Annotated in this window: 15 protein-coding genes and 2 tRNA genes; 7 read left to right on the top strand and 10 right to left on the bottom strand. The window is 69.8% G+C overall.

The genetic code is table 11. From position 1 onward, the window contains the following. The first annotated feature begins 94 nt into the window (after positions 1-94). Positions 95-1048: a hypothetical protein gene (locus ACF088_RS11760; protein ID WP_392375494.1), complete on the top strand. Its 954-nt coding sequence runs from the start codon at positions 95-97 to the stop codon at positions 1046-1048. A 92-nt stretch (positions 1049-1140) separates the two neighbouring features. On the opposite strand, the gene clpX is transcribed toward ACF088_RS11760, so the two are convergent. From clpX to ACF088_RS11735, 5 genes are all read right to left on the bottom strand, one after another. Then, a complete protein-coding gene (clpX, locus tag ACF088_RS11755; protein ID WP_328386842.1) occupies positions 1141-2424 on the bottom strand; it encodes an ATP-dependent Clp protease ATP-binding subunit ClpX in 1284 nt (427 codons plus the stop codon). Positions 2425-2593: 169 nt separating this feature from the next. Next, positions 2594-3271, bottom strand: a complete 678-nt coding sequence (locus ACF088_RS11750) for an ATP-dependent Clp protease proteolytic subunit (RefSeq protein WP_392375591.1) — start codon at positions 3269-3271, stop codon at positions 2594-2596. Between the two features lie 65 nt (positions 3272-3336). After that, complete coding sequence (locus ACF088_RS11745; RefSeq protein WP_030082101.1) at positions 3337-3939, bottom strand: ATP-dependent Clp protease proteolytic subunit; 603 nt, start codon at positions 3937-3939, stop codon at positions 3337-3339. A gap of 297 nt (positions 3940-4236) precedes the next feature. Beyond that, on the bottom strand, positions 4237-5637 hold the full coding sequence (gene tig, locus ACF088_RS11740) for a trigger factor (RefSeq protein WP_392375492.1): 1401 nt from the start codon (positions 5635-5637) through the stop codon (positions 4237-4239). A gap of 234 nt (positions 5638-5871) precedes the next feature. After that, positions 5872-5948 (bottom strand) — tRNA-Pro (locus tag ACF088_RS11735). 181 nt (positions 5949-6129) lie between these two features. Between ACF088_RS11735 and ACF088_RS11730 the strand changes: the two genes are divergently transcribed. Together ACF088_RS11730 and ACF088_RS11725 are read left to right on the top strand one after the other, a co-directional pair. Continuing rightward, positions 6130-6200: transfer RNA gene (locus ACF088_RS11730), tRNA-Gly, on the top strand. Between the two features lie 113 nt (positions 6201-6313). Further along, entirely contained in the window at positions 6314-6700 is a 387-nt protein-coding gene (locus ACF088_RS11725; RefSeq protein ID WP_392375491.1) for an arsenate reductase family protein, read from the top strand. Between the two features lie 51 nt (positions 6701-6751). Here ACF088_RS11725 and ACF088_RS11720 read toward each other — a convergent pair whose 3' ends face one another. Next, positions 6752-6946: a hypothetical protein gene (locus ACF088_RS11720; RefSeq protein ID WP_030082107.1), complete on the bottom strand. Its 195-nt coding sequence runs from the start codon at positions 6944-6946 to the stop codon at positions 6752-6754. 677 nt (positions 6947-7623) lie between these two features. Here ACF088_RS11720 and ACF088_RS11715 point away from each other — a divergent pair. Further along, positions 7624-8793: an acyltransferase family protein gene (locus ACF088_RS11715; protein WP_392375489.1), complete on the top strand. Its 1170-nt coding sequence runs from the start codon at positions 7624-7626 to the stop codon at positions 8791-8793. 75 nt (positions 8794-8868) lie between these two features. Here the strand turns inward: ACF088_RS11715 and ACF088_RS11710 are convergent, their stop codons facing one another. The 3 genes from ACF088_RS11710 to ACF088_RS11700 form a co-directional block, all read right to left on the bottom strand. Next, positions 8869-10014, bottom strand: coding sequence for a PP2C family protein-serine/threonine phosphatase (locus ACF088_RS11710; protein WP_392375488.1), 1146 nt, complete (start codon positions 10012-10014; stop codon positions 8869-8871). Between the two features lie 196 nt (positions 10015-10210). Next, the gene (locus ACF088_RS11705; protein ID WP_392375486.1) at positions 10211-11107 is read right to left on the bottom strand and encodes an Fpg/Nei family DNA glycosylase; all 897 of its coding nucleotides are present in this window, start codon (positions 11105-11107) and stop codon (positions 10211-10213) included. 70 nt (positions 11108-11177) lie between these two features. Next, positions 11178-11663: a ribose-5-phosphate isomerase gene (locus ACF088_RS11700; protein ID WP_392375485.1), complete on the bottom strand. Its 486-nt coding sequence runs from the start codon at positions 11661-11663 to the stop codon at positions 11178-11180. A 209-nt stretch (positions 11664-11872) separates the two neighbouring features. Between ACF088_RS11700 and ACF088_RS11695 the strand changes: the two genes are divergently transcribed. Further along, entirely contained in the window at positions 11873-13387 is a 1515-nt protein-coding gene (locus ACF088_RS11695; RefSeq protein ID WP_392375484.1) for an amino acid permease, read from the top strand. 91 nt (positions 13388-13478) lie between these two features. On the opposite strand, the gene ACF088_RS11690 is transcribed toward ACF088_RS11695, so the two are convergent. Further along, positions 13479-14075 carry a biotin transporter BioY gene (locus tag ACF088_RS11690; RefSeq protein WP_392375482.1) on the bottom strand — a complete coding sequence of 199 codons (597 nt, stop codon included), beginning with the start codon at positions 14073-14075 and terminating at the stop codon, positions 13479-13481. Between the two features lie 344 nt (positions 14076-14419). Between ACF088_RS11690 and ACF088_RS11685 the strand changes: the two genes are divergently transcribed. Together ACF088_RS11685 and ACF088_RS11680 are read left to right on the top strand one after the other, a co-directional pair. Then, entirely contained in the window at positions 14420-15886 is a 1467-nt protein-coding gene (locus ACF088_RS11685) for an amino acid permease (RefSeq protein ID WP_392375481.1), read from the top strand. Between the two features lie 295 nt (positions 15887-16181). After that, on the top strand, positions 16182-17624 hold the full coding sequence (locus ACF088_RS11680; RefSeq protein WP_392375479.1) for an amino acid permease: 1443 nt from the start codon (positions 16182-16184) through the stop codon (positions 17622-17624). Positions 17625-17765: the final 141 nt, after the last annotated feature.

Here is a 17765-nt window from a genome sequence, read left to right as displayed (position 1 = left end):
CACCGGCTGTCAGCGGCGTCGTACAGGATGTCGGAAGCGTATAAACATCACGCAGTACTCAACTGGCTTCAGTTGTCACGAGGGGAACCGCTCCATGAGCTTCAACCAGCCGCCTCCCGGCCCGTACGGCCAGCAGCCCCAGCAGCCCGGCCCGTACGGCCAGCCGCAGCAGCCGCCGGCCCCGCAGCCGGGCTACGGCTACCCGCAGCAGGGCGGCCAGGTACCAGGTCAGCAGCCGGGCTACGGCTACCCGCAGCAGGCCCCGCAGCAGGGGTACGGCTACCCCCAGCAGGGCGGCCAGCCCGGCTACGGCCAGCAGGCTCCGTACGGCGGCCAGCAGACCCCCTACGGCACGATCCCCCAGGGCGCTCCGGAGAGCGGTGGCAACGGCAAGAAGATCGGCCTGATCGTCGGCGCGGTCGCGGTCGTCGCGGCGATCGGCGTGGGGGCGTACTTCGCGTTCGGGTCGGGCGGGGATGTGAAGCCTTACACGATCTCGTTGCCGAAGACGTTGTTGAACGGGCAGTTCGAGAAGGCACAGCAACCCGGCAGCTCGGGGGGCGCCGAGGACTTCACCGACGACAAGGAAGCCAAGGCGATGGGCATCACCAACGCCAAGGGCGTCAGCGGCGGCTACAAGAGTGGCGACGGGCTGCAGCTGACGGTCAGCGGCGTGTACGGCAACGTCGCCGACCCTGAGGGAACCGTGGGGCAGGTGCTCGCCAAGGTGGACGAGAGCCAGAAGAAGGCCTTCACGGACAAGGGCGCCAAGATCGAGGACGTCACCCCGACGACCACGTACTCGCCGAGCGACTTCGACGGCTCGGTGATGAAGTGCAGGACCCAGAAAATCACGCTCTCGCAGGGTGGTGTGAGCGTGCCCGTCACCGCCTCCACCTGTGTCTGGGGCGACAGCAGCGCCATCGGCGTCGTCCAGGCCGCGTCCGCACCGTCCCCCGCCGGTGGCCCCACCGCCACGACGCCCGGCGCGGAGGCACTCTCCGAGAAGACCGCCAAGATCCGCACCGAGGTCCGCAAGGAGAAGTAGCGGCGTCGGTCACCGCCACCGACCGGAGACGACACAGAGCCGCCCGGCAGCATGATCGCTGCCGGGCGGCTCTTGTGGTGCGTGCCGGGCGCCTACGCGCTCTTCTCCTGCGGTTCCCCCGACTCGCCGCGATTGCGCGGCACCAGGGTCGGGTTCACATTCGAGTGCACGACGTCCTCGGTGATGACGACCCGGGCCACGTCCTTGCGGGACGGGATTTCGTACATCACCGCCTGGAGGACCTCCTCCATGATGGCGCGCAGACCGCGGGCGCCGGTGCCGCGCAGGATGGCCTGGTCGGCGATGGCCTCCAGGGCCGGGCGGTCGAAGTCCAGCTCGACACCGTCGAGTTCGAAGAGCCGCTTGTACTGCTTGACGAGCGCGTTGCGCGGCTCGACCAGGATCTGCAGCAGGGCCTCACGGTCGAGGTTGTGGACCGAGGTGAGGACGGGGAGGCGGCCGATGAACTCCGGGATCATCCCGAACTTCACCATGTCCTCCGGCATGACGTCCTGGAGCTGGTCCTTGGACTCGATCTCGCGCTTGGAGCGGATCGTGGCACCGAAGCCGATGCCCTTGGCGCCGGACCGGGCCTCGATGATCTTCTCCAGACCGGCGAAGGCACCGCCGACGATGAAGAGGACGTTGGTGGTGTCGATCTGGATGAATTCCTGGTGGGGGTGCTTGCGGCCGCCCTGGGGCGGGACCGAGGCGGTGGTGCCCTCCAGGATCTTCAGCAGCGCCTGCTGGACGCCCTCGCCTGAGACATCGCGGGTGATCGACGGGTTTTCGCTCTTCCGGGCGACCTTGTCGATCTCGTCGATGTAGATGATGCCGGTCTCGGCCTTCTTGATGTCGAAGTCCGCGGCCTGGATCAGCTTGAGGAGGATGTTCTCGACGTCCTCGCCGACGTAGCCGGCCTCCGTGAGCGCCGTGGCGTCGGCGAACGCGAAGGGGACGTTCAGCATCCGGGCGAGGGTCTGCGCGAGCAGGGTCTTGCCGGAGCCGGTCGGGCCGAGCAGCAGGATGTTGGACTTGGCGAGCTCGATGCCCTCCTCGCCGCGGCCGGGGCCGTTCTCGCCCGCCTGCACCCGCTTGTAGTGGTTGTAGACGGCGACCGACAGCGCCTTCTTCGCGGGCTCCTGGCCGACGACATAGCCGTTCAGGAACTCGTAGATCTCCCGCGGCTTGGGGAGTTCCTCCCACCGCACCTCGGAGGTCTCGGCGAGCTCCTCCTCGATGATTTCGTTGCAGAGGTCGATGCACTCGTCGCAGATGTACACACCAGGTCCCGCGATGAGCTTCTTCACCTGCTTCTGGCTCTTTCCGCAGAACGAGCACTTGAGCAGGTCGCCGCCGTCACCGATGCGTGCCACGAGGTGCTTCCCCTTCGCCTGGGATCCGCATTGCTCCACGGACCCGGGTGCTTGCCTATCGACGGTACCTTGCCGGGCCCCCCGTTCGGGCCCCCCTTGGACCGACTCGGTTCACTCGATCCGATTCCGGTCCAAGGGGGCAACGCTCCGGCTCACTTCGCGAAGATCGCTAGCCGATCGAGACGGACGACTTCCGCGTCGAGACGATCTGGTCGACCAGACCGTACGCCAGGGACTCCTCGGCGGTCAGGATCTTGTCACGCTCGATATCATCCCGGATCTTCTCGATCGGGGTGGTGGAGTGCTTGGCCAGCAGCTCCTCCAGCTGCGAACGCATCCGCAGGATTTCGTTGGCGGCGATCTCCAGGTCGGAGACCTGGCCGCGGCCGGTCTCGCTGTAGGGCTGGTGGATCAGCACCCGGGCGTTCGGCAGCGCCATCCGCTTGCCGGGGGTACCGGCGGCGAGCAGCACGGCCGCGGCGGAGGCCGCCTGGCCCATGCAGACCGTCTGGATGTCCGGCTTCACGAACTGCATCGTGTCGTAGATGGCCGTGAGCGCCGTGAAAGAGCCGCCCGGGCTGTTGATGTAGATCGAGATGTCCCGGTCCGGGTCCATCGACTCCAGGCACAGCAGCTGCGCCATGACGTCGTTGGCCGAGGCGTCGTCGATCTGCACGCCGAGGAAGATCACGCGCTCCTCGAACAGCTTCGCGTACGGGTCGTACTCGCGCACGCCCTGCGAGGTGCGCTCGACGAAGCGCGGGACGATGTAGCGGGACTCGGCACGCGCGCCGGAAAACTCGGACTCCGCGCCCTGGGAGAGGCCGCTGCCGGGGTAGTTGTTCATCGTGGTGTTCACCGTCCTGGTGGCGATCAAGTGGGCTGGGGGCTGTAGGGCGAGTGGTACGGGGCTCAGGCCCCGGTGCCGCCCCCGCCCGGAACGCCGGCGGCGGAGGTCATCACATCGTCGATCAGGCCGTACGTCTTGGCCTCATCGGCGGAGAACCAGCGGTCGCGGTCGGAGTCCTGGGTGATCCGCTCGACGGTCTGACCGGTGTGGAAGGCCGTCAGCTCAGCCATCCGCTTCTTGGTGTGCAGCAGCCGCTCGGCGTGGATCTTGATGTCCGACGCGGAACCCGCCAGGCCCGCGGAGGGCTGGTGGATGAGGATCTCGGCATTCGGCAGCGCGAAGCGCTTGCCCGGGGTGCCGGCGCTCAGCAAGAACTGTCCCATCGAGGCGGCGAGGCCCATCGCGATCGTCACCACGTCGTTCTTGATGTACTGCATGGTGTCGTAGATCGCCAAGCCGGCCGAGATCGAGCCGCCCGGGGAGTTGATGTAGAGGAAGATGTCCTTGTCCGGGTCCGCGGCGAGGAGAAGCAGCTGCGCGGTGATCTTGTTGGCGATGTCGTCGTCGACCGGCTGGCCGAGGAAGATGATCCGCTCGCCGAGCAGCCGGTTGTAGACCTGGTCGCCGAGGCCACCGAAGGTCGGCTCAGCGGCGGCGGAAGGCATCGGGATCGTCACGTGTCCACCTGCTCGTTGTCGGACGGCTCCAGGCCGTCTCAGCGTCGTCTGCTGGGGCGTGGGGAACCGGCGCCGTGTGTGGCCCCGGCGCGGTTTCAGGGACTCCCCTGCCCTCGTATCTACGGACCCTAACGCGCAGGTCGGACAACGCCATCCCGCATCGATAACTGTTCGCTGTGAGCGCAGGCTCACGGGGTGGTACGACCACGGGCCCGAACACGCGGACGTGCGTGTTCGGGCCCGTGGTCAGAGAGCTGCGCGCAGGCGCAGGGCGGTGTCCGGGGCTCAGGCCTCGGGCTTCTCCTCCGCCTCGCCCTCGACGATCTCAACGGTCTCGACGGACTCGGCCGCCTCGACGGTCTCGGCGGTCTCGTCCTCGTCGTCGAGCTCGATGACCTCGCCGGTGCTGTCCTTGACCGTGGCGGCCTCGACGACGACCGCGAGGGCCTTGCCGCGGGCGACCTCACCGACGAGCATCGGCACCTGGCCGCCCTCGACGACGGCCTGGGCGAACTGGTCGGGGGACATGCCGGAGGACTGCGCGCGGCGCATGAGGTGCTCGGTGAGCTCCTCCTGGCTGACGTTCAGCTTCTCCTTGTTGACCAGCTCGTCCAGGATGAACTGGGTCTTGATGCCCTTCTCGGCCTGCTCCTTGGTCTCGGCGTCGAACTCTTCCTCGGTCTTGCCCTGGATCTCCAGGTACTTCGCGAGGTCGAGGCCCATCTGGCCGAGCTGGTGGTTGACCAGGTTGTGCTTGCGGGTCTCGATCTCGTCCGCGAGCAGCTTCTCCGGCATCGGCACCTCGACGAGCTTGAGCAGCTCGTCCAGGACCTTCTCCTGCGCCTGGGTGGCCTGGTCGTACTTCTTCATCTGCTCAAGGCGCTTGCGGCTGTCCGCACGGAGCTCCTCGAGGGTGTCGAACTCGCTCGCCAGCTGGGCGAAGTCGTCGTCCAGCCCGGGCAGTTCGCGGGACTTGACCTCGGTGACCTCGACCGTGACCTCGGCCTCCTTGCCCTCGGCGGAACCGCCCTTGAGCTCGGAGGTGAAGGTGGCACTGTTGCCGGCCTGCACACCGGTGACGGCCTCGTCGATGCCGTCGAGGAGCTCGCCGGAACCGATGGTGTACGAGACACCCTCGGCGACGCCGTCCTCCAGCACCTCGCCGTCCACCTTGGCTTCGAGGTTCAGCGTCAGGACGTCGCCGTCCTGGGCCGCGCGCTCGACCGGGCTGGTCGTCGCGAAGCGCTCACGCAGCTGCTCGACGGACTTGTCGATCTCCTCGTCCGACACCTCGACGGCGTCGACCTCGACCTCGATGCCGGAGTAGTCCGGGATCTCGAGGGCGGGGCGGATGTCGACCTCGGCGGTGAAGGCCAGCAGCTCGCCGTCCTTCAGCTCGGTGATGTCGACCTCGGGCTGGCCGAGGACGTTCAGCTCACCCTCGTTGACCGCTTCGGTGTAGAACTTCGGGAGCGCGTCGTTGACGGCCTCCTCCAGCACGGCGCCACGACCGAACCGCTGGTCGATGACCCGGGCCGGGATCTTGCCCTGGCGGAAGCCCTTCACCGTGACCTGCTGGTTGATCTTTTTGTACGCCGCGTCGAGGCTGGGCTTGAGCTCCTCGAAGGGCACCTCGACAGTGAGCCGAACCCGAGTCGGGTTCAGGGTCTCCACGGCGCTCTTCACGGTTCGGTCTCCTTGGGGCTGACTTCTGGGGTTCTGCGTGAGATCTACCTGGGCCCGGCTGATCCGGGTCCGGCCGATCGCGCCCGGTACACAGACACACGGACACGCAGCTTGCATAGTAACCGCAAGGAGGATGACGCCCACAACGCGATCTTGAAAGGGCGCTCGTTGTGCGGCGCCGCCACGGTGGGCCGAGGCTTCGCCCGACGCCGTACTGTCGGGCTGACCTGCTACTGGTCGGGGTGGCCGGATTCGAACCGACGACCTTCCGCTCCCAAAGCGGACGCGCTACCAAGCTGCGCCACACCCCGTCGGTGCGACACGTAGGGTACATGGCCGCAGGCGGTACGGCTGCCAGTTGCCGGGATGCCTCGTGGGGCGATGCACGGGCGGGGACGGCCGGGTGCCTCGTCCGCGCGAGGGGATGTGCGGTGCACCGCCGCGACCCGCTAGGATGCACTGCGTGCCGAGGTCCTGCGACCTGTGGCGCTCGCGGGCGTAGCTCAATGGTAGAGCCCTAGTCTTCCAAACTAGCTACGCGGGTTCGATTCCCGTCGCCCGCTCTCACCAGGAAACCCCGGGCCGGATGGCCTGGGGTTTTCCGCTTTCCGCAACGGCCGCCCGGTGTCCGCACACCTCTTCGCTCCGCGGCCGCGGCCCCCATAAGGTGGCCTGCATGGAGATCTGGCTCAATCCCGCGTGCTCCAAGTGCCGTTCGGCCGTGGAAATCCTCGACGAAGAGGGCGCCCGCTACACCGTGCGCAGATATCTGGAGGACCCGCCGGACGCCGATGACCTGCGCGGTGTGCTGGCGCGGCTGGGCCTGGAGCCCTGGGACATCACCCGGACCCAGGAGGCCGAGGCGAAGGAGCTGGGCCTCGCGAAGTGGGAGCGCACCGACGCCGCACGAGAGCAGTGGATCGCGGCGCTGGCGGCACACCCCCGGCTGATCCAGCGGCCGATCATCACGGCGGACGACGGTTCGGCGCTGGTGGGGCGGAGCGAGGAAGCCGTACGCGAGGCAGTGGCGCGGACCGGGGGCGAAGAGGCTTCGAACGGCTGAACCCCGTGCGGCGCCCGGCACGGGGCCGGCGGACACCCGGAGGCGGACCGCCTAGAAGGTGATGTGGTTGATGGTGTCCGCAATCGAGTTGAGGAACCGGTTGATCGACGGCGCCATGCCCGTGGAGGCAAGGAAGAAGCCGAACAGTATGGCCACGAAGGCCGGACCTGCCTTGATCGACTTCCCTCTGATCAGCACGATCAGAATGATCCCCAACAGCAGCACCACTGACAGCGAAAGAGCCACACTGATCACACCCTCGGTCGGAACGCCTCACCGGCCCGGGGGCATGCCGCGCACACCCCCCTGCACCCATCGTGCCACCAACTCCATGCCCACTGCAGGCCGGTGACGAATCATCGGCCAACGCTTTGCCCTATTCCAGCCGATGGCGGCCATGGGGCTGCGGCAGGGTGACGCACGGGCGGCGGGGTGACGCCCGCGCGGCGGCCGCGAGGGGCCGGACCACACCGTGCCGGGCCGAGCCGCGCCGGACCACGCCATGCCGGGCGGGGCGGGGCGGGGCGGGGCCGGGCGGGGCGGGGCGGGAATTTCTCCGGCCGACGCGGCGTCGGCAATTCACCACGGCCATTCCACCCGGGGGCATTCTGATCAGTTTCCGGCCCGGCTCCGGTCCGGAGAATTTCCTGTCCGTGGTATCCGTCACTGCCTTGCAAGGCGCCATCAAGGCTTATTAGCATTCGGACATAAGACCAAGGAATCGGACATTCCCCCTGAGTCGTTTGCGGGGGATACAGGGCGATTTGAGGGGATGATAGGGGGCGAATCGGACTGCGAGGGCGTGGGCTCTCCGCAGCGTCAGCGGATTTTATCCGCGCCCCGTCCACGGCGGAAGCCAAGGAAAAGGGGAATGACTTCGACGCGGTTTTACGCATTCACCGACCGCCGCTATCGTGCCTCCAATGTTTCCCGCTGCCGCGACACCCCGACGCGAACTTCCCCCTGCCCGGGCGGCAGAGGGCACGGACCGGGCGGAGCCCGCGGACCGGTCGTCCAGCGCGGACGGCGCGGAGGGCGCGGCGGCACCCGCGCCGAAGAGCGGTGGCCGGCACGCGTTCTTCGACAACGCGAAGTACCTGGCCATCGTGCTCGTGGCGATGGGGCACTCATGGGAACCGCTGACCGACGGCAGTCGCGCCGCCGAGGCGCTCTACATGACCGTCTACACCTTCCACATGCCGGCCTTCATCATCATTTCCGGCTACTTCTCGCGCAGCTTCGACATGCGCAAGGACCGGCTGCAGCGGCTGGTCACCGGGGTCGCGGTCCCCTACGTCCTCTTCGAGACCGCCTATGCGTTCTTCAAGCGCTGGGCGGACGACGATCCCGGGCACCCCATCAGCCTTCTCGACCCGTGGTTTTTGACGTGGTTCCTGGTGGCCCTGTTCATCTGGCGGCTGACCACCCCGCTGTGGAAGATCGTGCGCTGGCCGATTCCGCTCGCGGTGGCCATCGCCGTGATGGCGTCGGTGTCCCCGGACATCGGCGATGATCTGGACCTCCAGCGGGTGCTGCAGTTCCTCCCGTTCTTCGTCCTGGGACTGGCGCTGCGGCCCGAGCACTTCAAGCTGGTGCAGCGGCGGGCCGTGCGGATCGCCTCGCTGCCGGTCTTCGCCTGTGCGCTGGTGATGGCCTACTGGGCGGCTCCCCGGATGAGCTCGGCGTGGTTCTACCACCGCGACAGCGCCCAGGAATTGGGCACCACCTGGTGGATCGGCGCGGTGATGACGCTGGCGCTCTTCGGGTGCTCGATCGTGATGACGGCCTGCTTCTTCTCCTGGGTGCCGACCCGGCGGACCTGGTTCACGGTGCTGGGCGCCGGGACGCTCTACGGCTATCTGCTGCACGGCTTCCTGGCCAAGGGCTCGCGGTTCTGGGGCTGGTTCGACGACTACGCCTGGCTCCACTCGCCGCTCGGCGAGATCGCCGTCACACTGATCGCGGGCGGCATCGTGACGGCCCTGTGCACCCCGCCGGTCCGCAGGATGTTCCGCTTCGCGATGGAGCCGACGATGGCCTGGGCGTTCCGGAAGGATCCGGCCGATACGGCGCGGGCCCGGGTCGGCGCCTGAGCGCGCGACGTCCCGGCCCGGCAGGGCGTCCCGCCCGGACCGGCACGGCGTCCGCCCCGGGCACCGGCTCCCTCGTTACGCGTCCCGGCAGATCAGCAGCAGCGCGCGGTCGTCGTTAACGTCCTTGGCGACGGCCTCGATCAGATGCCAGGCGGCCCCGGCGAAGCCCGTGGCGACATAGCGGTCGGCCTCGCCGGTCAACCGGTCGATGCCCTCGGCGATATCGCGGCCGGCGGCCTCGACCAGGCCGTCGGTGAACAGCATCAGGACGTCGCCCGGCCGCAGCGTCCCCTTGACCGGATCGAACTGAGCGCCGTCGAAGACGCCGAGCAGCGGCCCCTCCCCCGGCTTCTCCTCCCAGCGGCCGCTGCCGGCGCTGAGCTGGAGCGCCGGCAGATGTCCCGCGGAGAGGAGTTCGTAGTCGCCGGACTCCAGGTCGAGGACGAGATGGACGGAGGTGGCGAACCCCTCGTCCCAGTCCTGGCGCAGCAGATAGCCGTTGGCGGCGGGCAGGAAGCCGTGCGGCGGCAGCGAGCCGAGCAGGCCGCCGAAGGCGCCGGACAGCAGCAGCGCGCGGGAGGCCGCGTCCATGCCCTTCCCGGAGACATCGGTCAGCACCACTTCGAGGATCTGGCCGCCGTGGGTGCGGGAGGCCACCACGAAGTCGCCGGAGAAGAACTGGCCGCCGGCCGGGCGCAGCGCCATCTCGTGGTGCCAGCCCTCGGGGAGCGCGGGCAGCTTGCTCTGGACCCGGATCCGTTCGCGCAGGTCGAAGAGCATCGTGCCGCCGCGCCGCCAGGGCACCCCGACCCGGCTGCGGAACTGGGCGATCAGCAGCCCGAAGAACCCGACCGCGGCGACCACCAGCACCGTGCCCGGAGTGATCCGTTCCGGCCCCTCGTCGTACGGGCCGAACAGTGCGGCTTCGACGACCAGCGCGGCCGCGGACGCGCCGTACAGAATCAGGAGGTTGGCCGGCCGCAGCAGCAGTCCGCCGGCGATGACCGGGAGGACCAGCGCCGTCGGGGCGATCCATTCGGGCCACCGGAGGGTGCCCGCGGCGAGGGCGGGTATGGCGAGGAGGAGGACGGCCAGCGCGAACCGGTCGGAGCCCTCGCCGCGGAAGTAGTCGACCCCGGCCTTGCGCACGCCGATGCGGGCCCGGTGCAGGCCTTTGTGCACCCGGGCCGTCAGGGCTTCCGTTCCCTGGCCGGTTGTCATCGCTCTGGGACCTTATCCACCCGTTCGGCGGCGCGTCGATTCGCCGCACGACGGCCTGGCCAATTGCCGGGAAACGGCGTGCGAAATGCGGTCGCGCGGGCGGAGTGACCGCGGCACGTGGCGTCGGCGGCGTCCGGGTCGGAGGTGGCGCCCTGGTGCCGCACGGTTCTGCAGGCCGGTCCGGCCGTTGTGGCCCTCAGCCGCCGGTGGACGGCTGGCAGCCCGGGCACCAGAAGAGGTTGCGGGCGGCGAGACCGGCGGTGCGGATCTCGCTGCCGCAGAGGTGGCAGTCCTGGTGCGCACGGCGGTAGACGTACACCTCGCCGCCGTGGTCGTCGACCCGCGGCGGGCGGCCCATCGCCTCCGGCAGGTGTTCCGGGCGGACGGTGTCGATCCGGTTGTCCCGGACGCCCTCGGCCATCAGGAACACCAGGTCGGCCCAGAGCGCGTCCCATTCGGCGCGGGTGAGGTCGCGGCCGGGGCGGTAGGGGTCGATGTGGTGGCGGAAGAGGACCTCGGCGCGGTAGACGTTGCCGACCCCGGCGATGATCTTCTGGTCGAGCAGCAGCGCCGCAATCGTCGTACGGCTTCGGGAGATCCGCTGCCAGGCGCGGGTGCCGTCGTCACCGGGGCGCAGCGGATCGGGGCCCAGCCGGTCGTGTATCGCGCGCTTTTCGTCCTCGGTGATCAGTGCGCAGGTGGTGGGGCCGCGCAGGTCCGCGTAGGCGGTCGGGTTCGCGAGCCTCAGGCGCACCGTGTCGGTGGGCGGCGGAGCGGGGGCCGCGCCGAAGCCGAGCTTGCCGAAGAGGCCGAGGTGGACATGGATCCAGCGCTGGGGGTACCCCCTGGACCGCTGGGGGTCCCCCCGGTCGAACGGAGGGGAGACCGGGGGGTCGTCGGAGGTCCTTGAGGGAGGGCCGAAGCCGAGGAAGAGGTGTTTGCCGTGCGCCTCCGCGGTCGTCATGACCTGGCCGTCCACGAGGGCGGCGCCGGCGGCGAACTTGCCCTGGGGGCTGCTCGCCCGTACCGGTCCGCCCTCGAAGCGTGCGCGGTGGTCCAGGGCGAGGCGGTGGATCGTATGCCCCTCGGGCACGGGTGTCCTCCAGTGGGCGCGCCCGCCCGCCCCGGCGGCCGGGGCGGGCGGGCGGCGGGATGAGCGGGGGTCAGCCCTGCGGGTGGTGGGCGGGGACGGCGGGCAGCTCGCCGGTGGTCTCGTAGGCCGAGAGCATCTCGATGCGGCGGGTGTGCCGCTCCTCACCCGAGTAGGGCGTGCCGAGGAAGACCTCGATGAACCTGGTCGCCTCTTCCCGGGTGTGCATCCGGCCGCCCACGGAGATGACGTTGGCGTTGTTGTGCTCGCGGCCGAGCTTGGCGGTCTCCTCGCTCCAGGCCAGCGCGGCCCGTACGCCCTTGACCTTGTTGGCGGCGATCTGCTCGCCGTTGCCGGAGCCGCCGATCACGATGCCGAGGCTCTCCGGGTCGGCGGCGGTCCGCTCCGCGGCGCGCAGGCAGAACGGCGGGTAGTCGTCCTGGGCGTCGTAGATGTGGGGACCGCAGTCGACGGGCTCGTGGCCGTGGGCCGTGAGCCACTCGACGAGGTGGTTCTTGAGTTCGAAACCTGCATGGTCGGAGCCGAGGTACACGCGCATGCGATGAGTGTGACACGAGCGGCGGCGGGTAGGCGCCGCTGGGTCTTCCCGGGCTGCGTGCACAGAATGCGACTCCCCGCCTTCCGTACGCAAGCACAGCGCGAAACCATCCAGGGTTTCACACAACAATCCGGCTTCAGACCTTCCAATCCACGGTTAACGAAGATCTAATGCGGGGGATCCATCCGCGAACCACGAAGGACGGTCACATGGGCGCGCACCCTTCCCCGAGCTCTCCAGGAGCAGGTGGCACCCCCACCTCCCCATCGGCCCCCGCCCCCGGCGGCGGGCCCACCGGGGGGCAGTCGCAGGACGGGCTGCAGGCAGGGCTCAAGAACCGCCACCTGTCGATGATCGCCATCGGCGGCGTCATCGGCGCCGGCCTGTTCGTCGGCTCCGGCGCGGGTATCGCGGCCGCCGGCCCCGGCATCCTGCTCTCCTACGCGCTGACCGGTCTGCTGGTCGTGCTGGTCATGCGGATGCTGGGCGAGATGGCCGCGGCCTCGCCGACCTCCGGCTCGTTCTCCGCGTACGCGGACCGGGCGCTGGGCCGCTGGGCCGGGTTCACGATCGGCTGGCTGTACTGGTTCTTCTGGTCGGTCGTGCTGGCCGTCGAGGCGACCGCGGCCGCCGCGATCCTCACCGGCTGGGTCCCGGCCGTCCCGCAGTGGGCCTGGGCGCTGCTGGTGATGATCGTGCTGACCGGTACGAACCTGGTCTCGGTCAGCTCGTTCGGCGAGTTCGAGTTCTGGTTCGCCGGGATCAAGGTCGTCGCGATCGTCGTCTTCATCGTGGTGGGCGCGCTGGCGATATTCGGGCTGCCGCCGGGCGGCGCCCCGGTCGGCACGGAGAATCTGACCGGGCACGGCGGATTCCTGCCGCACGGTCCCGGCGCGATCCTCTCCGGCATGCTGCTGGTGGTCTTCTCCTTCATGGGCAGCGAGATCGTGACGCTGGCGGCGAGCGAGTCGCCGAACCCGGTGCAGGCCGTCCGCAAGGCCGTCAACAGCGTCATCTGGCGGATCGCGCTCTTCTACATCGGCTCGATCGCGGTGATCGTGACGCTGCTGCCGTGGAACTCCAAGGCGGTGGAGAAGAGCCCGTACGTGGCCGTGCTGGAGTCGCTGGACATCCCGTACGCGGGCACCGTGATGGATGTCGTGGTGCTGACCGCGGTGCTGTCCTGTCTGAACTCCGGGCTCTACACCGCCTCCCGGATGGCGTTCTCGCTCGGTCAGCGCGGCGATGCGCCGAAGTCGTTCGCCACCGTCAACAAGGGCGGGGTGCCGGCGGTCGCGATCTGGGCGTCGGTCGCCTTCGGCTTCGTGGCGACGATCTTCAGCTACACCTCGAAGGACACCGTCTTCCAGTTCCTGCTGAATTCGTCGGGCGCGGTGGCGCTGTTCGTGTGGCTGGTCATCTGCTTCTCGCAGCTGCGGATGCGCCGGGTCATCGAGCGGGAGATGCCGGAGCGGCTGACGGTGCGGATGTGGCTGTACCCGTGGCTGACCTACGCGACGATCGCGCTGATCGTCTTCGTCATCGGCTACATGTTCTACAACCCGGACGGGCGCAAGCAGATGGTGCTGTCGGTGGTCGCGGCCGTGGTGGTGCTGGCGGTCGGGCTGATCCTGGACCGGCGGCGGCCGCGGACGGCCGTGGCGGACGGGGCGGACGGGGCGGACGCCCCGGGCGTCGGCGCCGGGGTGACGGACCGGGCCTAGTACGGCGAACGCGCGAAGGGGCCGGGCCCCGTGCACACCCATGAGGTGTGTACGGGGCCCGGCCCCTTCGTGTGCGGCCTGCGCGGCCCGCTCAGCCGCGGCGCCCGGCCAGCTTCCAGGCCGTGGGCAGCGCGCCCATGGCCAGCGCGGCCTTGAGGGCGTCGCCGATCAGGAACGGGACGAGTCCGGCGGCGACGGCCTGGCCGAAGGACATGCCGGTGCTCAGCGCCAGGTAGGGGACGCCGACGGCGTAGATCAGCGCGGTGCCCGCGGCCATGGTGGCGGCGGTGCGCAGCACACCGCGGTCGCCGCCGCGGCGGGCCAGCGCGCCCACGGCGGTGGCGGCCAGCAGCATGCCCACGATGTAGCCCAGGGTGGCCCCGCCCGCTCCCGAGGCGCCACCGGCGAACCACGGCAGGCCCGCCATCCCCGCCAGGGCGTACAGCGCCAGCGACAGCGCACCGCGGCTCGCGCCGAGCGAGGCGCCGACCAGGAGGGCCGCGAAGGTCTGGCCCGTGACCGGGACCGGGGAGCCGGGGACCGGGACGGCGATCTGGGCCGCGATGCCGGTGAGCGCGGCGCCGCCGAGCACCAGCGCGGCGTCACGGACGCGGGCACGGGAGGCGGTGGCGGCCGGCAGCAGATCGGCGAGGACGGTGCCAGGACGGGAGAGAGCAGCAGTGCTCATCGGGGCTCCGCGGGAGGTGAGAGGGACAGGACGGGACGGGACGGGACGACGTTAGTCCAGCGGACCGCCGGAGATCATCGTGTGGCGACGACAAAGCCACACCGGCCCGCTTGGAGAGTTCCGAACATGCGTTCCGAACCACCGCCAGCATGCCCGGTACCGGCGGGGCGCGAGGCGTCATTGCAGGTCACGTGATGCTCATCACGGCCCGGGCCGCCTCCGGGCGCCGGTTTTGTGGTAGCGCGCGACATGCGGCGACACTGGGCGCGCCCCGCGGTGACCTGTGGAGTTCCCCCAACCCGCCGGCGGCCCCGCCGCCCCGGCCCTTGCGAGAGTACGAGCCCATGCACGACGCACCGACCCGAGCCGTCGAGCCCTCCCCGGGGACGGTCACCGACGGGAAAGAACCGCTGTCCGCGGGCCTCAAGCAGCGCCATCTGACGATGCTGGGGCTGGGCGGAGTGATCGGCGCGGGCCTGTTCGTGGGCTCCGGCGCGGGTATCGCGGTGGCCGGTCCCGGGATCGTGCTGTCGTATCTGATCGCGGGCGCGCTGGCCATGCTGGTCATGCGGATGCTCGGCGAGATGTCGGCGGCGATGCCGGCGTCCGGTGCCTTCTCGGTGCATGCGGAGCGGGCACTGGGGCGGTGGGCCGGGTTCAGCGTCGGCTGGCTGTACTGGTTCCTGCTGGTCGTGGTGCTGGCCGTGGAGGCCACCGGTGCGGCGCAGATCGCGAACGGCTGGGTACCGGCGGTGCCGCAGTGGGGCTGGGTGCTGATCTTCATGATCGTCTTCACCCTCGCCAACCTGGCCGCGGTGAAGAACTTCGGCGAGTTCGAGTTCTGGTTCGCGACGCTGAAGGTCACCGCGATCGTGCTGTTCCTCGTGCTGAGCGTGCTGGCGGTCTTCGGGGTGCTGCCGGACACCGAACCCGTCGGGCTGGCGAACCTCACCGGACACGGCGGATTCCTGCCGCACGGCTGGGGCGGGGTGGTCTCCGGGGTCCTGGCCGTGGTGTTCGCCTTCGGCGGCCTGGAGGTCGTCACCATCGCCGCGGCCGAGTCGGACGATCCGGCGCGCGCGGTGGGCCGGGCGGTGCGCAGCGCGGTGTGGCGCATCCTCTTCTTCTACGTCGGCTCGATGCTGGTCATCGTGACCCTGCTGCCCTGGTCGTCGATGCAGCCGGGCAAGAGCCCCTACGTCGCGGTGCTGGACAGCATCGGGGTGCCGGGCGCCGGCCAGATCATGAACATCGTGGTGTTCGTGGCGCTGCTCTCCGCGCTGAACGCCAATCTCTACGGCTCGTCACGGATGATCTTCTCGCTGGCCGAGCGGGGCGAGGCGCCGCGGGCGCTGCTGAAGGTGTCGGGACGGGGGTCCCCCCGCTCGAACGAAGTGGAGAGTGGGGGAGAAGCCGGGAGTGGGGGAGGCGTGCCGCGCCGCGCCGTGCTCGCCTCGGTGGCGTTCGGGTTCGTCTCCGTGCTGCTGAATCTGAAGTGGCCGGACTCGGTCTTCCTCTACATGCTCAATGCGGTCGGCGCGGTGCTGCTCTTCGTCTGGGGCCTGATCGCCGTCTCCCAGCTGCGGCTGCGTCCGCGGATCGCCCGTGAGGCGCCCGGGAAGCTGACCCTGCGGATGTGGGGCTTCCCGTATCTGACCTGGGCGGCGCTGGTGGCGATGGGCGGGGTGCTGATCCTGATGCTGACCGATGACACGGCCCGGCCGCAGCTTCTGTGGTCGGCCGGGGCGACCGGCCTGGTGCTGCTCGTCGCGGGCGCACGCGCGCTCCGGGAGCGGCGCGGGCGCCGCTGATTCCCGCCAGGCAGAAGGTCACCCCACGTCACAATCGACCGCAGGGTGAACACACACGGTGCCGATGACGTCTGAATACCGAACATTCGCTGCACGACTGTTGCCCTGAGCGGACACCGGCGCTCAAACTGAGCCCGCTTCGCCGAGGACTCCGGAGTTCAGCCGTCGGCAGGCCCTGCGCGATCCGCCCGCACCGGCGGGGACCAGGGGGCCCGGCAGCGCCGTCGCACCGGTCGCGGCCCGGGGGAACGCACCATCGCCTTGCTCCGCTCTCACCTACTGGGACAGGTACGACATGAATCGGACACCCTCGTCCGCCGCATCCGCGCGCGAGCACGGCGACGCGGTCCAGGGCGCCGGCCCCGACAGCTCCGCCACGCTGTCCAACGGCCTCAAGCAGCGCCACCTCTCGATGATCGCCCTGGGCGGGGTGATCGGCGCGGGCCTGTTCGTCGGCTCCCGCGCCGGCATCGCGGCGGCCGGTCCGTCGATCGTGCTGGCCTATGCCGTCTCCGGCGCACTGGTCATGCTGATCATGCGCATGCTCGGCGAGATGGCCGCGGCGAATCCGGCCTCCGGCTCCTTCTCGGTGCACGCCGAGCGCTCCATAGGTTCCTGGGCCGGGTTCACGGTGGGCTGGATGTTCACCGCGCTGCTGTGTGTGGCGGTGGCCGCCGAGGCGCTGGGTGCCGCCGACGTGATGCACCAGTGGTTCCCGGGCACCCAGCCCTGGATGTGGGTCCTGCTGTTCATGGCGCTCTTCACGGCAACGAACCTGACCGCGGTCTCCAACTTCGGTGAGTTCGAGTTCTGGTTCGCCGCCCTGAAGGTCGCGGCGATCGGCATCTTCCTGGTCCTGGGCCTGCTGGCCATCTTCGGTGTGCTCCCCGGCACCGATGCTCCGGGCACCTCGCATCTCACCGGTGACGGCGGCTTCCTCCCCAAGGGCGTCGACGGCCTGATGGTCGGTCTGCTGGCCTCGGTGTTCGCCTACGGCGGGCTGGAGACGGTGACCATCGCGGCCGCCGAGTCCAAGGACCCGGTACGCGGCGTGGCCCGCGCCGTGCGCACCGCGATGTGGCGAATAGCCCTCTTCTACGTCGGCTCGATGGCCATCATCGTCACGGTCATCCCCTGGAGCGCCCCCTCCATCGCCAAGAGCGGCCCGTACGTGGCGGTCCTGGACTACCTCAAGATCCCGGCGGCCGGCCAGATCATGAACGTCGTCATCCTGATCGCGCTGCTCTCCGCGGTGAACGCCAACCTCTACGGCGCCTCGCGGATGGCCTACTCCCTCATCTCCCGCGGCCAGGGCCCGGCCTTCCTCGGCAAGGTGAGCGGCGGCGTCCCGCGCCGCGCCGTCCTGCTGTGCTCCGCCTTCGGCTTCCTCGCGGTCCTCTTCAGCTTCCTGTGGCCCACCACGGTCTTCCAGTGGCTGCTGAACATGGTCGGCGCGGCCGTCCTGGTGGTGTGGGGCTTCATCGCCGCCGCCCAGCTGCGGATGCGGCGGCAGCTGGAGCGCGAGGCACCGGAGAAGCTCGTGGTGAAGATGTGGGCCTTCCCGGTCCTGACCTGGGTGGCGCTGGCGGGCATCGTCGCCGTGCTGCTGCTGATGGTGCGCGATGAGAACCAGCGGATCCAGCTGCTGTTCACCGGCGGCTTCGGGGCGGTACTGGCCGTGATCGGGCTCATCCGGCAGCGGTCGCTGGGCAGGGGCGTCGGCCTGGCCAAGGAGTAGCAACTCCGCAGCGCACCCCCACTCCCCGCAGGCGGGGGGGGGCCCCCCACCCCGGGGCCCCCCCCCCGGCGGGGTTTGGGCCCCGGCGGGGGCGGGGGCCCGGCCCCGGGGAAACCAGCAGCTAGCGGGGAAGTTCACCGG

Source organism: Streptomyces sp. NPDC015125, from assembly GCF_043080045.1.
In the GTDB taxonomy this organism is placed as follows: domain Bacteria; phylum Actinomycetota; class Actinomycetes; order Streptomycetales; family Streptomycetaceae; genus Streptomyces.
This window is presented reverse-complemented; position numbering and strand designations above follow the sequence as displayed.